This is a genomic window from Dyella sp. M7H15-1 (genome assembly GCF_004114615.1).
Classification (GTDB): domain Bacteria; phylum Pseudomonadota; class Gammaproteobacteria; order Xanthomonadales; family Rhodanobacteraceae; genus Dyella_B.
Genome location: NZ_CP035300.1, coordinates 3313325 through 3330115, shown reverse-complemented (window position 1 = coordinate 3330115; position 16791 = coordinate 3313325). Strand labels below are relative to the sequence as shown.

Annotated in this window: 14 protein-coding genes and 4 tRNA genes; 3 read left to right on the top strand and 15 right to left on the bottom strand. The window is 58.6% G+C overall.

Features of this window, described 5'->3' with window-relative positions; translation table 11 throughout:
* Positions 1–61: 61 nt before the first annotated feature.
* From rpoB to EO087_RS15225, 13 genes are all read right to left on the bottom strand, one after another.
* A complete protein-coding gene (gene rpoB / locus EO087_RS15285) occupies positions 62–4222 on the bottom strand; it encodes a DNA-directed RNA polymerase subunit beta (protein ID WP_128899616.1) in 4161 nt (1386 codons plus the stop codon).
* Between the two features lie 294 nt (positions 4223–4516).
* Positions 4517–4888 (bottom strand): 50S ribosomal protein L7/L12, encoded by a 372-nt coding sequence (gene rplL / locus EO087_RS15280; RefSeq protein WP_128899615.1) that lies wholly within the window; start codon positions 4886–4888, stop codon positions 4517–4519.
* A gap of 46 nt (positions 4889–4934) precedes the next feature.
* Positions 4935–5459 (bottom strand): 50S ribosomal protein L10, encoded by a 525-nt coding sequence (rplJ, locus tag EO087_RS15275; RefSeq protein WP_128899614.1) that lies wholly within the window; start codon positions 5457–5459, stop codon positions 4935–4937.
* 322 nt (positions 5460–5781) lie between these two features.
* A complete protein-coding gene (rplA, locus tag EO087_RS15270) occupies positions 5782–6492 on the bottom strand; it encodes a 50S ribosomal protein L1 (protein ID WP_128899613.1) in 711 nt (236 codons plus the stop codon).
* A gap of 3 nt (positions 6493–6495) precedes the next feature.
* Positions 6496–6924 (bottom strand): 50S ribosomal protein L11, encoded by a 429-nt coding sequence (rplK, locus tag EO087_RS15265; protein ID WP_128899612.1) that lies wholly within the window; start codon positions 6922–6924, stop codon positions 6496–6498.
* 261 nt (positions 6925–7185) lie between these two features.
* Positions 7186–7746 (bottom strand): transcription termination/antitermination protein NusG, encoded by a 561-nt coding sequence (gene nusG, locus EO087_RS15260; RefSeq protein WP_128899611.1) that lies wholly within the window; start codon positions 7744–7746, stop codon positions 7186–7188.
* 10 nt (positions 7747–7756) lie between these two features.
* The gene (gene secE, locus EO087_RS15255; protein ID WP_128899610.1) at positions 7757–8149 is read right to left on the bottom strand and encodes a preprotein translocase subunit SecE; all 393 of its coding nucleotides are present in this window, start codon (positions 8147–8149) and stop codon (positions 7757–7759) included.
* A 75-nt stretch (positions 8150–8224) separates the two neighbouring features.
* A tRNA-Trp gene (locus tag EO087_RS15250) sits at positions 8225–8300 on the bottom strand.
* Between the two features lie 132 nt (positions 8301–8432).
* Positions 8433–9623, bottom strand: a complete 1191-nt coding sequence (tuf, locus tag EO087_RS15245) for an elongation factor Tu (RefSeq protein WP_128899609.1) — start codon at positions 9621–9623, stop codon at positions 8433–8435.
* 78 nt (positions 9624–9701) lie between these two features.
* Positions 9702–9777 (bottom strand) — tRNA-Thr (locus EO087_RS15240).
* Between the two features lie 24 nt (positions 9778–9801).
* A tRNA-Gly gene (locus EO087_RS15235) sits at positions 9802–9875 on the bottom strand.
* A 277-nt stretch (positions 9876–10152) separates the two neighbouring features.
* Positions 10153–10238 (bottom strand) — tRNA-Tyr (locus tag EO087_RS15230).
* A gap of 105 nt (positions 10239–10343) precedes the next feature.
* Positions 10344–10832, bottom strand: coding sequence for an acyl-CoA thioesterase (locus EO087_RS15225; protein WP_128899608.1), 489 nt, complete (start codon positions 10830–10832; stop codon positions 10344–10346).
* A gap of 480 nt (positions 10833–11312) precedes the next feature.
* On the opposite strand from EO087_RS15225, the gene EO087_RS15220 reads away from it, so the two are divergent.
* The 3 genes from EO087_RS15220 (at position 11313) to EO087_RS15210 (ending at position 14928) form a co-directional block, all read left to right on the top strand.
* Positions 11313–11741 (top strand): DUF4145 domain-containing protein, encoded by a 429-nt coding sequence (locus EO087_RS15220; RefSeq protein ID WP_128899607.1) that lies wholly within the window; start codon positions 11313–11315, stop codon positions 11739–11741.
* The gene (locus tag EO087_RS15215; RefSeq protein WP_240669076.1) at positions 11695–12942 is read left to right on the top strand and encodes a helicase-related protein; all 1248 of its coding nucleotides are present in this window, start codon (positions 11695–11697) and stop codon (positions 12940–12942) included. Before EO087_RS15220 ends, EO087_RS15215 begins: the two co-directional genes overlap by 47 nt.
* Before the next feature lie 63 nt (positions 12943–13005).
* On the top strand, positions 13006–14928 hold the full coding sequence (locus EO087_RS15210; protein ID WP_128899605.1) for an RNA-binding domain-containing protein: 1923 nt from the start codon (positions 13006–13008) through the stop codon (positions 14926–14928).
* Positions 14929–15027: 99 nt separating this feature from the next.
* Here the strand turns inward: EO087_RS15210 and EO087_RS15205 are convergent, their stop codons facing one another.
* Positions 15028–16173, bottom strand: coding sequence for a hypothetical protein (locus EO087_RS15205; protein ID WP_128899604.1), 1146 nt, complete (start codon positions 16171–16173; stop codon positions 15028–15030).
* Positions 16174–16246: 73 nt separating this feature from the next.
* The gene (locus EO087_RS15200; RefSeq protein WP_240669075.1) at positions 16247–16786 is read right to left on the bottom strand and encodes a DUF4276 family protein; all 540 of its coding nucleotides are present in this window, start codon (positions 16784–16786) and stop codon (positions 16247–16249) included.
* Positions 16787–16791 lie beyond the last annotated feature (5 nt).

Below are 16791 nucleotides of genomic sequence, written 5' to 3'. Positions count from 1 at the left end.
AAGCACGCGGCTTCTAGCTCTTCACGAGTCTCGAATCCCGAGTCCCGAGTCCCGACCAAAATCACTTGATTTCTTCCAAATCGATATCGATGCCGAGCGAACGGATTTCCTTCACGAGCACGTTAAAGGATTCCGGCATACCCGCCGCCATCTCGTGGTTGCCGTCGACGATGTTCTTGTACATCTGGTTGCGGCCCTGCACGTCGTCGGACTTCACCGTGAGCATTTCCTGCAAGGTGTAAGCCGCACCATAGGCCTCGAGTGCCCAGACTTCCATTTCGCCGAAACGTTGACCGCCGAACTGCGCTTTACCACCCAGCGGCTGCTGCGTGACGAGTGAGTATGGACCCGTCGAACGGGCATGCATCTTGTCGTCGACCAAGTGGTTGAGTTTCAGGTAGTGCATATAGCCGACGGTGACCGAACGATCGAAGGCTTCGCCAGTACGTCCGTCAAACAACATGGTCTGACCAGATTCTGGTAGATCAGCCAGCTTCAGCATCGCCTTGATTTCGGTTTCTTCAGCGCCGTCGAACACCGGCGTTGCCATCGGCACACCTTCCTGAAGGTTGTTCGCCAGCGTGAGGATTTCCTCATCGGTGAGCGACTTCAGGTCGACATGCTGCACGGCACCGGCGACGTGATGGTTATAGATCTGATCGAGGAACTCACGGATTTTCGCCGCCTTCTCCTGCACTTCGAGCATCTGCTGAATCTTCTTGCCCAAGCCCTTTGCGGCCCAGCCAAGGTGCACTTCCAGAATCTGGCCGATGTTCATACGCGAAGGCACACCTACCGGATTCAGGCAGATGTCGATCGATGTACCGTCAGCCATGTACGGCATGTCTTCCACCGGCACCACGTTGGACACCACGCCCTTGTTACCGTGGCGACCGGCCATCTTGTCGCCCGGCTGGATGCGACGCTTCACAGCCAGGAACACCTTGACCATCTTGAGCACGCCCGGCGCGAGATCGTCACCCTGGGTAATTTTGCCCTGCTTCTCCTTGAAGCGCTTGTCGAATTCTTCCTTGTGACGCCTGACCTGATCGGCCGCACGCTCAAGGAACTCGGTGACTTCCTCGTCCTTGACGTTGATCTTGAACCACTCGTCCTTCTTCAAGCCGTCGAGGTAATCGTTGGTGATTTCCACGCCACGCTTCAGGCCAGCCGGGCCACTGTTGGCGACCTTTCCGACGAGCTGTGCACGCATCCGGTTATAGATCGCGCCTTCGAGAATGCGAAACTGATCATCGAAGTCCTTGCGGATTCGCTTGATTTCCATTTCCTCGATCTGGCGCGCGCGCTTGTCCTTTTCGATACCATCACGCGTGAACACCTGCACATCGATCACGGTACCGTCCATGCCCGGCGGCACGCGCAGCGAGCTGTCCTTCACGTCGGACGCCTTCTCACCGAAGATCGCACGCAGCAGCTTTTCTTCCGGCGTGAGCTGGCTTTCGCCCTTCGGCGTGACCTTGCCGACCATGATGTCGCCGGCCTTCACTTCCGCACCGATGTACACGATGCCGGATTCGTCCAGACGAGCCAGCGCCTGCTCGCCCACATTCGGAATGTCGGCCGTGATTTCTTCGGCACCGAGCTTCGTGTCACGCGCGATGCAGGACAGTTCCTCGATGTGGATCGAGGTGTAGCGGTCTTCCTGCACGACGCGCTCAGAGAGCAGGATCGAGTCTTCGAAGTTGTAGCCGTTCCATGGCATGAAGGCGATCAACATGTTCTGGCCGAGCGCCAGCTCACCCAGATCGGTCGACGACCCATCGGCCAGTGTGTCGCCTTTCGCCACCACGTCACCCACGTTCACCAACGGGCGCTGGTTGAGGTTGGTGTTCTGATTGGAGCGGGTGTACTTGGTCAGCGTGTAGATATCGACGCCGGCGTCATTGTCACCCACTTCCTCTTCGTTCACGCGCACCACGATACGGCCCGCATCGACCTGGTCGATCGCACCGCCGCGCTTGGCACTGGTGATAACGCCCGAGTCACGCGCCACGGCGCGCTCGATGCCGGTACCGACCAGCGGGGTCTGCGAACGCAGGGTCGGCACGGCCTGACGCTGCATGTTCGCGCCCATCAGCGCGCGGTTCGCATCGTCATGCTCAAGGAATGGCACCAGTGCCGCCGCGACCGACACAGTCTGCATCGGCGAGACGTCCATGTAGTTGATCTCGGCTGACGGACGCAACTCGGACTCGCCACGGAAACGGCAGGACACGAAGTCTTCGACGAAACCACCGTCCTTGCTGAGTGGAGAGTTCGCCTGCGCAATGACGTGGTCGCCTTCTTCGATCGCCGACAAGTAATCCACCTGGTTGGTGACCTTGCCGTCCACGACCTTGCGATACGGCGTCTCGAGGAAGCCATATTGATTGGTGCGCGCGTACACGGCGAGCGAGTTGATCAGGCCGATATTCGGACCTTCCGGTGTTTCGATAGTGCAGACGCGGCCATAATGGGTCGGATGCACGTCACGCACTTCGAAGCCGGCGCGCTCACGGGTCAAACCGCCCGGACCCAGTGCGGACACACGACGCTTGTGCGTCACTTCCGATAGCGGATTGTTCTGGTCCATGAACTGCGAGAGCTGTGAGGAACCAAAGAACTCCTTCACTGCCGCTGCGACCGGCTTGGCGTTGATCAGATCCTGCGGGGTCAGGCCATCGGCTTCAGCGAGCGACAGACGTTCACGCACAGCACGTTCCACGCGCACCAGACCGATGCGGAAGGTGTTCTCCGCCATTTCACCGACCGAACGCACGCGACGATTGCCGAGGTGATCGATGTCGTCGACGGTACCGTGGCCGTTCTTGATCTCGATCAGTACCTTCAACACGTCAAGGATGTCTGAGGTCTCGCCCTGCGAAGCAACGAGTACCTGCGACGCCTCTTCCTTGCGATCGCCGAAGTATTTGTAGTCATACAGTACACCCGGACCGAGGATGTCCTTGCGGCCTACGCGACGGTTGAATTTCATACGACCCACCGCCGACAGGTCGTAGCGGTCGAAGGTGAAGAACAGATTGAAAAACAGGTTCTGCGCGGCTTCCTTGGTCGGCGGCTCGCCTGGACGCATCATGCGATAGATTTCCACCAACGCTTCGAGCTGTGTCTTGGTGTTGTCGATGCGCAGGGTGTGCGAGATGTAGGCGCCGCGATCCAGATCATTCACGTACAGGGTCGGCAACGTTTCGATGCCAGCCTTGCGGAAGTTCTCGAGCTGTTCGGCCGAGATTTCGTCGTTCGCCGAAGCCAGCAGTTCGCCGGTCTTTGCATCGACGATGTCTGTAGCCAGGATGCGACCCACTGGATAATCATCCGGCACTTCCAGCGCAGTGATATTTTCGGCAGCAAGCTGGCGTACGTGACGAGCAGTAATACGCTTACCGGCCTCCACCAGCACCTTGTCGCCAATCATCAAATCGAAGCTCAGTGTTTCGCCGCGCAGGCGCTCGGCCACGAGTTCTAGCGTGGTGCCACCCTTCTTGCCCAGGTGGAACACGTTGTGTTCGAAGAAAATGGCCAGCATCTCTTCGTTGCTGTAGCCCAGCGCGCGCAACAGCACCGTCACCGGCAGCTTGCGGCGACGGTCGATACGGGTGAACAGCGCGTCCTTGGGGTCGAACTCGAAGTCGAGCCAGGAGCCGCGATAGGGAATCACACGTGCTGAAAACAGCAGCTTGCCTGAACTGTGGGTCTTACCGCGGTCATGATCGAAAAACACGCCCGGCGAACGGTGGAGCTGCGACACAATCACGCGCTCGGTACCATTGATGATGAAGGTGCCGGTGTCGGTCATAAGCGGAATTTCGCCCATGTAGACTTCCTGCTCCTTCACGTACTTCACGGCCTTCTTCGAGGCAGGGCTGTCTTTGTCGTAGATCACCAGACGCACGGTGACGCGCAGCGGCGCGCCAAATGTCATGCCGCGGTTCCGGCACTCGCGTTCGTCGAACGGCGGCTCACCGAGACGATAGTCAACATATTCAAGGGCGGCGTTCCCCGAATAGCTCACAATCGGGAACACTGATTTCAATGCCGCGTGCAGACCTTTGTCTTCGCGCTGCTTGGGAGCAACGAACTCCTGTAGAAATTCACGGTAGGAATCGGTCTGGATCGTCAGCAGGTTGGGTACGCCCAGTACGGGCGGACGCTTGCCGAAATCCTTGCGGATGCGCTTCTTCTCGGTAAACGAGTAGGTCATGGTCGGTGACGCCTCGGTTCGCTGTGGCGCCGGTGGTGCACACACCGGCTAAATGGGGAAAGCTTGGATCTGGGGGATCGTGAATAGCGGCTCTTGCTCAAAAAAACCCTATTCGCGATGCCCGACATCCAGAGCATCCGTGCTTGAGGTGTCTACAAAGGGTTCCTGCCCCTTTTAGGCTCGCCCGGTCAACGACCGGACTCCGATGAATCACTGAAGCGGCCAAAGCCCAGGGACTTACGCCCCCAGGCTTGGCTTGCGCTAGATCAAACTGACGGCGCGCAAGAGCGCCAATTACTTCAGTTCGACCGTGGCGCCGGCAGCTTCGAGGTCCTTCTTGAATTTCGCGGCGTCTTCCTTCGAAGCGGCTTCCTTCACGACGCCACCTGCTTCGGTGAGATCCTTCGCTTCCTTCAGGCCCAGGCCGGTGATGGCGCGGACAGCCTTGATGACGTCGACTTTCTTGTCGCCGGCGCTCTTCAGGATGACGTCGAACTCGGTCTGCTCTTCAGCAGCCGGGCCGGCAGCAGCCGGGCCGGCTGCCACGGCAACCGGGGCGGCGGCGGACACGCCAAACTTTTCTTCGATGGCCTTGACCAGCTCCATCACTTCCATGAGCGACTTGGCGGCAACAGCTTCAACGATCTGTTCGTTGGAAAGGGACATTTTGATTTACCTCTAGAAATGGATTCGGTTTAGATCGGCGTCGGACTTAGGCAGACACAGCTTCGGCCGGTGCAGCTTCGCCACCACCCTGTTTGTCGGCCACGGCCTTGACGGCGCGGGCAAACATCGCAGCGGGTTCGGCTAGCACGCAGGCCAGCATGGCTAGGGCCTGTTCGCGGGTCGGCAGCGAGGCCAGCACTTCAACGTGCGCGGCCGGCAGCAACTTGCCTTCCACCGATACAACTTTCGCCTTCAGCTTGTCGTTGCTTTTGGCGAATTCCTTGATCAAACGACCGGCGGCACCGGGTTCTTCCGTCGAAAATGCATACAGTAGCGGACCAGTCAGGGCGTCCTTGACGACCTCGAACTCGGTACCAGCCACGGCGCGCGCAGCGAGCGTGTTCTTGACAACCTTCAAGTACACACCTGACTCGCGAGCCTTCTTGCGCATCACCGTCATCTGTTCGACCGTGGTGCCTGCATACTCGGCGGCGATCAAGGAGTGAGCCTTCGCGGCAACTTCGGCCAGTTCGGCGACTACTTCTTGCTTCTGAGAGAGATTCAGAGCCATGTTTCACTCCTCTTATGAATTCCGCTCACGGCTCCTGCCGTTTGCGGTCCTGAGCGATGACCTCCCTGACATCGGGGGCTCGGGAGCCCCGGGAGGTGGCCTTTCCAGAGCGATTCCAGAAGGGGCAGCACCATCTACGCAGGTGTCGAATTAAGCGACTCCGTTAGCGGCGGCGGCGATTCCTTTGCAGATCAAGCTCCCTGCCCGTCGTCGTCGCGCGTAAGTCGCGCCTGCGGTCTTTAACGGCGGCTCCAGCTTTCGCCGGGGCTACCCTCAAAAACGTGCCTGCGCGGAACGGTGTTCCGCGCAGAGCTCTAACTTGTTACTTGGCCGAGGCCGCCGACAGGGTCGAGGTATCGACCGGCACGCCCACACCCATAGTGCTGGACAGCGCAACTTTCTGCAGGTACTGACCCTTGGCCGTGGACGGCTTGGCTTTCAGCAGGTCGCCGATTAGCACGTTCAGGTTGTCTGCCAACTGATTGGCTTCGAAACTGGCCTTGCCGATGGTGGCGTGAATGATGCCCGCCTTGTCATTGCGGAACTTCACCTGACCAGCCTTGGCGTTCTTGACGGCCGTGACGACATCGGCGGTGACCGAACCGTCCTTCGGATTCGGCATCAGACCACGGGGACCGAGGAGCTGACCCAGCTTACCGACCACGCGCATCGCGTCCGGCGTAGCGATCACGCGACCGAAGTCGAGATCGCCGGCCTGCATGCGCTCGGCCAGGTCGTCCATGCCGACGGCATCGGCACCGGCAGCCTTAGCAGCTTCAGCCTTCTCACCGGCCGGGCAGAACACGGCGACTTTGACGGTCTTGCCAGTACCGTGCGGCAGCAGAGAGGAGCCGCGCACACCCTGGTCGGACTTCTTCGCATCGATGCCTAGACGTACCGCCACGTCCACCGACTCGACAAACTTGGCCTTGGCGTTGTCCTTGACGATCTTGAGGGCTTCTTCAAGACCGTACATCTTGCCCGGCTGCACTGCCGCCTGAGCGGCCTTCATACGCTTTGTAAGCTTTGCCATGTCTTAGCCCTCCACCACCAAACCCATGCTGCGCGCACTACCGGCGATGGTGCGCACCGCGGCATCCAGATCAGCAGCCGTGAGATCCGGCTCCTTCTGCTTCGCAACGTCTTCCAGTTGCTTGCGGGTGATCTTGCCCACCTTGTCGGTGTTCGGCTTGGATGAGCCCTTGGCAACGCCAGTGACCTTCTTGATCAATACAGTGGCCGGCGGGGTTTTGGTGATAAAGGTGAAACTACGATCCGAATAGGCGGTGATGATCACCGGGATCGGCATACCCGGCTCCATTTTCTGCGTAGCGGCATTGAACGCCTTGCAGAATTCCATAATATTCAGGCCGCGCTGACCGAGGGCCGGGCCCACGGGTGGCGACGGATTGGCTTGACCGGCCTTGACCTGCAGCTTGATATAACCGACAACTTTCTTTGCCATTGGAGTTTCCTCGCGAGTTCAAGCGCCTTACGGCTCCTCGCCATGCACAATCCCTGGTGGGAGGGGACCCCGCGATCCGGCGAAATCCAGAAATACGAACACACCGGATCGAAAGACCCCGGCGTGAACCAAGTAGTTTAGAGATGAAGCGGGCTTTAAGCAAGCCCTGTGCCGGAGGCATCACCCAGACGACAAAAAAGTGCTGCCGTAGTGGCAGGCTCCCGTGCCTGCCAAGGCCGGCCACATAGGCTCGCCTCTAAGTCAGGCTTTTTCAACCTGACCGAATTCCAGCTCGACCGGGGTCGAACGCCCGAAAATCAACACTGCGACGCGCAGACGACTCTTTTCGTAGTTGACTTCCTCGACCACGCCATTGAAGTCATTGAAGGGACCATCGGTCACGCGAACCATCTCACCCGGCTCGAACAATACTTTGGGCCTGGGTTTCTCTACGCCTTCACGGACACGACTGAGAATAGTATCAGCCTCACTGTCACGGATCGGCAGCGGGCGATCGGCAGTGCCGCCAATGAAACCCATAACTTTCGGGGTTTCTTTCACCAAGTGCCAACATTCGTCATCAATACGAGGGGCCTTGCCTTCGGTATCGGTCTCGATTTGCACCAGCACATAGCCAGGGAAGAATTTCCGCTCGCTACGGCGCTTCTGGCCGCTGCGCATTTCAACGACTTCTTCGGTGGGCACCAGCACTTCGCCGAACTTCTCTTCCATGCCCGCACGCATAATGCGCTCCGCCAGCGACTTCTTTACTTGATTTTCGAAGCCGGAATAGGCATGGACGACGTACCAACGTTTGCTCATCGCACGCTCCTCACGAACCCAGCTTGAGCAGCCAGTCGAGCACGACCGACTTCAAGATAAGGTCAATCAAACCCAGTAGCAGTGAAAGCACGATCACCACGGCAATAATGATACCTGTGGTCTTGATAGTCTCATCCCGTGTGGGCCAGACCACCTTGCGCAATTCAAATTGCGACTCACCCAGGAAATGACGAGCACGGCGCCCAGGCGCCGTGAACGCAGCAATGGCACCCGCAGCAACCACCGCCACTAGAATGGTGATCAGACGCAGCGGCGACGCAGCCCCCATGTTGCCGAGGTAGGTGTATCCAACAATGCCGGCCGCCAGCACCACAACGGCCAACACCAACTTGCCGATATCGGCGCCGCTTGTGCCTTTGGTCTGTTCAGCCTTGGTATTCATGCGCATCGTTCGGATATTTGCTGCGATCTGTCTTGCGACCGATTGCGGCACACCCGTAATCATTCCTCGAAAAGATGGCACGCCAGGAGGGACTCGAACCCCCAACCTGCGGTTTTGGAGACCGCTGCTCTGCCAATTGAGCTACTGGCGTACGTTTTGATAGCTAAAAGTGAAGTCGCTCGCTTTGCTTGCTGTAAAGCTGCGCTTTGCGCTGCAAGGGTTGGGTAGATGCCCCGCCCTTGCGCTCTACAGCCCGCATTACGGGCGACTTTTTATTTTACTGTTACTTGGTGATCTTGGCGACGACGCCGGCACCGACGGTACGGCCACCTTCGCGGATCGCGAAGCGCAGGCCTTCCGTCATCGCGATCGGCGCAATCAGCGACACCGAGATCTTCACGTTGTCGCCCGGCATCACCATCTCCGTGCCTTCCGACAGCTTGATCTCGCCGGTCACATCCGTGGTGCGGAAGTAGAACTGCGGGCGGTAGTTGCTGAAGAACGGCGTATGACGACCACCCTCATCCTTTGACAGCACATAGATCTCGCATTCGAAGTCCGTGTGCGGGGTGATCGAACCCGGCTTGGCCAGCACCTGGCCGCGCTCCACGTCATCACGCTTCAGGCCGCGTACCAGCAGGCCAACGTTGTCGCCCGCCTGCCCTTGGTCCAGCAGCTTGCGGAACATTTCAACACCGGTCACCGTGGTCTTCTGGGTCGGGCGGAGACCCACCACTTCGACTTCGTCGCCGACCTTGATGATGCCCGTTTCCACACGACCGGTCACCACCGTACCGCGGCCGGAAATCGAGAACACGTCTTCCACCGGCATCAGGAACGGCTTGTCCAGCACCCGCACCGGCTCCGGAATGTAACTGTCCAGCGCGTCCACCAGCTTGACGATGGCCGGCACGCCGATTTCCGACTGGTCGCCTTCCAGCGCCAGCTTGGCCGAACCCTTGATGATCGGGGTGTCGTCGCCTGGAAACTCGTACTTGGACAGAAGTTCACGCACTTCCATCTCCACCAGCTCAAGCAGCTCAGCGTCGTCCACCATGTCGGCCTTGTTCAGGAACACGAGGATGTACGGCACGCCCACCTGACGGCTCAGCAGGATGTGTTCGCGCGTCTGCGGCATTGGGCCGTCCGCAGCCGAACACACCAGGATCGCGCCGTCCATCTGAGCCGCACCCGTGATCATGTTCTTCACGTAGTCCGCGTGACCCGGGCAGTCCACGTGGGCGTAGTGGCGGGTCGGCGATTCGTATTCCACGTGCGCGGTCGAAATCGTGATACCGCGCGCCTTTTCTTCCGGCGCCTTGTCAATCGCGTCGTAGGCCTTGAACTCACCGCCAAACCGCTCTGCACCAACCTTCGTCAGCGCCGCCGTCAGCGTCGTCTTGCCGTGGTCCACGTGACCGATCGTGCCCACGTTCACGTGCGGCTTGGTGCGTTCGAATTTACCCTTTGCCATGAGCGTTAAATCCCGATGGAGTCAGTGTGAGTAGAAGGAAACTAGATATTCAGGCGATACCGCGACAACCGCATGCGGTGGTGCTCATGACTGGAATCGAACCAGCGACCTCTTCCTTACCAAGGAAGTGCTCTACCGACTGAGCTACATGAGCACAAAAGCACAGCGACGAGATCAATGGAGCGGGAGACGGGAATCGAACCCGCACCATCAGCTTGGAAGGCTGAGGTTCTACCATTGAACTACTCCCGCACTGCGCGGAACTCGTCTAAGACCGCAACAGCGTACTTCCGTTCGCGCTTGCAAACCTACTTTTCAGCCCGTCCGGCTACCCGAAACAATGACTGATGGACGTAGGTGCATGACTCCGGGCATCCTGCCCTCCGCCCTTTAGGCCGCGCCGCTTTCGCGTCGCGTTCAAAATCGCTTCCTGCGATTTTATCGAACCGTAATCTTGAAATCGGTGGTTCAAATCCACCTTCAAGACTCCGATTCGCGGCCCTGCCAATCTTAATACCTTGAAACAGTCTGGTGGAGGGAGGTGGATTCGAACCACCGAAGGCGTGAGCCAGCAGATTTACAGTCTGCCCCCGTTGGCCGCTTGGGTATCCCTCCAACAAAGAACGGCTATTGTGTGGATCGGGGCTGGATGTGTCAACACCTTAACGATGCTGAACGGCGGGTTTTTCGAGCCTTTTCCGATCAAACCGATACAACGGCTCAGTCATTTCCGGCGCCTCGCGTATCAACAAGTTGCTCCACGCTTTTGGAAAGTTCGAGCAAATGCAGCGCCTTCTCCTGCAAGCGACGTTCATTGTCATCACGCGGCGTCCATGGAGGCACCGGCGTAGGCTTGCCATCAGGCTTGTCTAGCGCCACGAACACCATCACGCAACTGGTCGCCAGCCGCTCCTCGCCGGTGCGCAGGTCCCGCGCCAGCACATCCACCGCCATCTGCATGCTGGAACGACCGGTATGGATTAGCTTGGCCCGCACCGCCACCAAATCACCAATCAAAATCGGCTTGACGAACTGGATGCCACTAACCGCCGCCGTCACGCAATACGCCCCGCTCCAGCCCACAGCGCAGGCATAGCCGGCCTGATCGATCCACTTCATCACCATGCCACCATGCACCTTGCCACCGAAATTGACGTCGGTGGGTTGGGCTAGGAAACGGAAGGTCACTTCGTGTTGCTGGCCTGGCATGCCGTCTCCGATAACCACAGTGTGATGGGCAAGGCCAGCATTATGCGCGTTTACGCCTTACCCTCGGTAACGTAAATACCAGTAGTGATTACACCCATTGGTGAAGGCCGCTCCGCCCCAACGGCACAAAATCCCAGTCGCCTATAGACCGGCACCGCGCAACGACTTAGCACTACTGCGTGCAAGCAGCGCTACCCCTACTTTGCGCGGCTGATCCGCCAGCACCCAGCGGCGCAAGACGCGGCGGACCAGCACGCCTATTGCCCGTGCATCATTCGTCCGCGCGAGCCGTATCCGTAGCAAGTTTTGCGACATCGCCCCTGCTCCACGCCCACCTGAAAGTTCGTCGGCAAATTCCCAGTGGCATTTCTCACGCCCACGCTGGCTATCCCAGCTATTATTTTCAGGCAAACAGGCTGGGGAAGGACGACATGCTGCCTCGCCAAGCCACGGCAAAGCCCCAGGCATCAGGGAGTCAGGATGAGTCCAAGCAATTTCAGCTTTCTTGCCGAGTATTCACCACTACTGGCCGAGCTCGGCGTTACCGCAGAAAAGCTCTACCCCTACGACCCATCCAGCTGCGTGCTGACATTGCGCCTGCTGGCCGAAGCACTAACCCAGGAAGTTGCCTCGCGGATCGGCGTGCAATGGATCGACCCCACTCAGGCCGAGCTGTTACGCGCCGTGGATCAACGCCTGGGCCTGGACCCACAGGTGCGCCAGATGCTGCATCTGCTTCGGCGGCGCGGTAATGAAGCGGCCCACCGGGTCGATCACAAGATCGGCTACCGCGAAGGCCTGGAGTCCTTGAAGGTCGCACGTGAAGTGGCCTTATGGTTCCACCACCGAAGGAGAACTCGCCTTGCGCGATCAGTCCCAATACCTCTCCACCTACCGGCGCGTGCTTGACTATTTCGACGCAGTAAAGATCGGCCTGACCGCCACCCCGGCGCGCCACACCACCGACATCTTCGGCAAACCGGTCTACACCTATTCCTACCGCGAAGCCGTCGCCGACGACTGGCTGATCGACCACGAACCACCCATCCGCTATGAAACCTTACTCAGCAAGCACGGCATCCACTTCGCCAAAGGCGAAGCCGTGGAAGCGGTCAATCTCGCCACCGGCGACATCGAAACCTCTGAGCTGGACGACGAACTCAACTTCGAGCTGGAAAGCTTCAACCGCCGCGTGATCAACGAGGATTTCAACCACGTGATCTGCGAGCAACTCGCCCAGGAGCTGGACCCCATGGGCGAAGAAAAAACCATGATCTTCTGCGCCACCGACACGCATGCTGACATGGTCAAGCGCCTACTGAACCAAGCATTCAAAAACCTCTACGGCGAGCCATACAACCAAGCCGCGGTCGAAAAAATCACCAGCGCCTCTGACAAGGTGGATCAACTGATCCGCCGCTACAAAAACGAGCGCCACCCCAGCATCGCCATCACCGTCGACCTGCTCACCACCGGCATCGACGTGCCGCCGATCTGCCATCTGGTGTTTCTGCGCCGGGTGAAATCGCGCATCTTGTACGAACAGATGATCGGACGCGCCACCCGCCGTTGCGACAACATCGGCAAAACCGTATTCAAGATATACGACCCGGTGGATCTGTACGCCTCGCTGCAATCTGTCAACACCATGCAGCCGCTGGTCAAAGACCCCAACATCACCATCGAGCAACTGCTGGATGAATTGAACAACCCCACTTCTTATGAAGTCGCCGGCAGCCGCCAAAGCCAGACCCACGCGCATGACGTGTTGGACCAACTCAACCAGAAATTGATGCGCGTGCTGCGCGATGCCGAGTACAAAGCGGAAAAACTCCCCAAACTGAAGGACCGCCTGAGCGAACTCGAACAGCAATGGGGCTTGCCACCCAGCCAATTGCATCACCACTTGCATCAACTGGGACAGAAACACGGCCCGCATGCCGCCACCGACCGCCTAACTCCTGCTCTATTGGCCAAAGCCTTCCGCGGCGAACTGGTGCCGCAAGATCCCAACGATGAACCCGCCAGCGAGCTGCTACGCCGGCTTGCGGAAAGTCAGCCTTCAGCAACTGCGAAAAGAGGACGTGGACGCAAAGCGGCGGATGCGTAAGCGCTTAGGTGGTGCAGCCTAAAATCGGCGCCAGCCGGCGAAATGACTGAAAGAGGTGTCTACATGAACAAGCACCAGCACGATCTGGACATCAGCAGCCTTGCGGAATCGCAGGACATGGAATGCAAGGCTGCGCAAGGTCGCGACGGTCAGGGCGAGTTGCCGGAGGATGTCTGGAAGACCTATAGCGCCATGGCCAATACCGACGGCGGCGTGATTTTGCTGGGCATAAAGGAAAAGCCGCCCGGTCAGTTCCTGGTGTTGGGTGTGCCTGATGTCGAACGCGTGCGCAAGGCCTTGTGGGACAACCTGCACAACCGCAAACAAATCAGCGTCAACCTGCTAACCGAAGACCACGTAACGCCGATTCCAGTAGACGGCAAGACCGTGCTGCGCATACGGGTGCCGCGTGCATCACGCCAGCAACGGCCGGTGCATCTTGGAACAAATCCATTTGGCGGCACTTATCTTCGACGCCACGAGGGCGATTACCAAGCCGATGATGAAAACGTGCGGCGCCTGCTTGCCGAGCGCGTGGAAGACTCTCGCGATGAGCGTGTGCTGAAAGGTTATGATTTTCGTGACCTGAATATGGACACGGTCGCCGCATATCGTAATCGCTTCGCGGCAGTAAAGCCTGGCCATGTGTGGACCGATTTGCCTACGGATGCGTTCCTGGAGCGCATAGGCGCCTGGGGCAGGGATCGCGATGAAGGTTACGACGGCCTGCGTCTGGCTGGCTTGCTGATGTTTGGCCGTGCCGAAGTCATTCGCGATGCGCTTCCCCATTACATGGTCGACTTTCAAGAACGGTCCGAACCGAAAGCCGAAAAACGCTGGATCGACAGGTTGATACCTGACGGGAGCTGGTCAGGCAATGTCTACGACTTCTTCCGCAAGGTCTATCAGAAACTGACTGCAGATCTGAAAGTACCGTTTCAACTGCAGGACGGGCAACGCATTGAAGACACGCCAGTGCACGAAGCCCTCCGTGAAGCCTTGGTCAATACTTTGATCCATGCAGACTATTCTGGGCGCGTTTCGGTATTGGTGGTAAAGCGTCCGGACATGTTTGGCTTTCGCAACCCAGGACGGATGCGTATTCCACTGGAAATGGCCATCCGAGGAGGCAATAGCGACTGCCGCAATCGGCGCCTGCAAACCATGTTCCAGTTGGTGGGCTATGGCGACCATGCAGGCTCTGGGCTACCCAAAATCTACACGAACTGGGCCGGTCAGCATTGGCGTAAGCCACTGCTTTATGAATTGACCGAACCTGAGCAGACCTTGATGGAATTGCGGATGAGTAGCCTGGTACCCGAGGCTGCCGTCGAAGACTTGTCACACTATTGGGGCAACCGGTTCACGGCACTTCGCGAAACCGCACGGCTCGCGCTGATTACGGCACAAGTGGAGGGACAAGTCAGCCATGACCGACTCAAGGAGATTACGACCGATCACCCCGCAGACTTGACCAAGCTTCTGAGCCAATTGGTTCGCGATGGCTTTTTAACGCCTGACGGCGCCGGGCGGGGCATGGTCTACTTCCTGCCTTGGCAGCGTCAGGCGGTGGCCATTGCCTTTGAGTCTACGGAAGTCGAACCCCCGGAACCTATCGAACCACCGGAGCTCGGTACTGAACCACCGGAGCTCGGTACCGAATCACCGAAGCTAGCGACCTACCTCGACTGGGACGCCATTCCTGTACCTTTACAGATGGAGTTGCAAATCCTGGCCGAGCCGGTCGCCGTGCACAGACGCGTTGATGCTCAGGTGCTCCGTACAGTTACGCTGTCGCTCTGCAAAGAGCGCTTCCTAGGCTTGCGCGTGCTGGCGCACGTACTGCAGCGCGATCCGGACGATCTCCGCAAGCGGACACTGACGCCCATGATTCAAGAGGGCGTCTTGCGGCCCGCCTTCACCTCCGCTCGCGATCCCAGGCAAGCCTATACAAGCGACTTCAATGTACGCAACGAAACGTCGTAAACACCTGAAAGTCGATGGGCGCACAGGCAGGCGCACATGTTGCCTAGCCGCTCACACTGCCTCACCGCTGCTCTTTCACAACAGCCGAGCTGTGACGTCCTATTTCTGCCACAGACCAGCTTCGACCAAACGGCGGACGAATGCCCCGCGTTTGGTATGGCGTGTCATGAAACGACGCATGGCCTGATCGAAGGTCGCCTTGTCCGATTTGAATTGATAGGCATCGGCGAGATCCGCGATCATTCGTTTGGCATCGTCATAGCCTGATGCGACACCGCGTTCGGCGTGCTGATCAGCCATTTTCCAGTGCTTGGCGAAGTCCTGCGCAAGCGAGGAAAGATAGGTTTCGCGTTGCTTGTGGTGCTTTGCTTCCTGCCGCGCCAGCTCCTTGGCTTCCTCGGCAACTCGGACGGATTCTGCGGCCTTGGCGTGCTCGAATAGTTCTGCCACCGTTCTGAGTTCGGCAGTAGAGGATTCGATCGAGCCGCTTTCCTTCAGCCAGGTGGCGAACTCCGATTGCACTTTGCGTTGCGCTTGTTGAGCCGTGCCATTCAGCATGAGCGAGATCATGCTGAATATCTCGCTCCTGGAAAGACCTGCAATCCAGCATTCGGCGCTGTCGTCAGCTTCCCAGGCGGGCGGACTGCCACTCACTGCGGCAGCCAGCAGATCAGGATCGATCTCCAGAAATTCCACCAACGCTTGTTGGGCCGCCGTCAGTTGCGCCATGCCGGGCGGGACTTCCGGCTCCAGATCATCCTCACCGACTTCACCGGCCGTGACGCCGGCGAGCCAGCCGAGATAGAGCGGCCGCAGGTCACCGCACAGCAGTTCGTCGCGCAGCGGCATCAGGCGCCCCATCCAGCCTTCACCACCCTCCATAGCGAAACGGTCGTAATCCTGGCCTTCGTTCAAGGACCAATTGATGATCCAATGTGTTTTTGAGGCATCCATCGTCAACGCAGCATCCGCGACATAAGGCGCAATCTCGGTCCGTGTGAACGTTTCCAGCGGAAAGCGCAGCGCCAGTTGGCAACTGCACCAGTTGGCGGTGTAAACGAAGGCGTCGAAGTAGCGGCGCATCCAATCTGCCGGATCGCCTTTCAAATCGCCCCAGTTGTATTCATTGACGAAGCTGCTTGGGGTGATTTTTGCCCGTGAGGAGCGCTCGCGCAGGTGGATCATTTCCGCCTTGCTGAGCGGGCGATCGATGGCGACGAATTCGTAATATTGGTATTCACTCATGGGTTTGATTTGCAATCTTGGGTGGGGACGTCATCTTGGATGACCTTTCTCTCATCAGTTGAGATTGAACAACTCAGGCATGCCCCATTTGGACAGCTATTCGGCGAACACCCTGAACGAACGCCTGCAGGCTGCGCGAGCGATTGATGGCAGGATCGAGATGCTGCGCCATGGCGCGTGCACCACTGATTTTCTGGAACGAAGGCACTAGGCGCTTCACTTCCACCGAAGGCTTGCGCCGCTCGTCTGGCTGGTCGTAGCGCTTGCGCTGGCTTGGCTTGTCCACATGCTGCGCATCAAAGGCGACAGCTAACGCGCGCAAATCTCCCAGATACCAGCTTTCCAGCTCCTGACAAACAAGTCGTACCAGCGTCTGCGGGCGGTCGCTTTGCTTGCATAGGTCGCGCAATCGTGCTTTCAGTGCAACGCAATCCGCGTTGTCGTTATCGCGCACAATCACGAAGCGATCACCGGGAATGCGCCAAGCCTTCAATTTGCGCGGAATGCTGCGATCCAGATCGCTTTTGCCCTCATGCGCAAGGCACTGGAAGTGCCGTCCCTCTTCCCAACCTGAAAAAAGACGCGGTAGCCAGTCGTTCAGCAGCGCCTTCATGGATG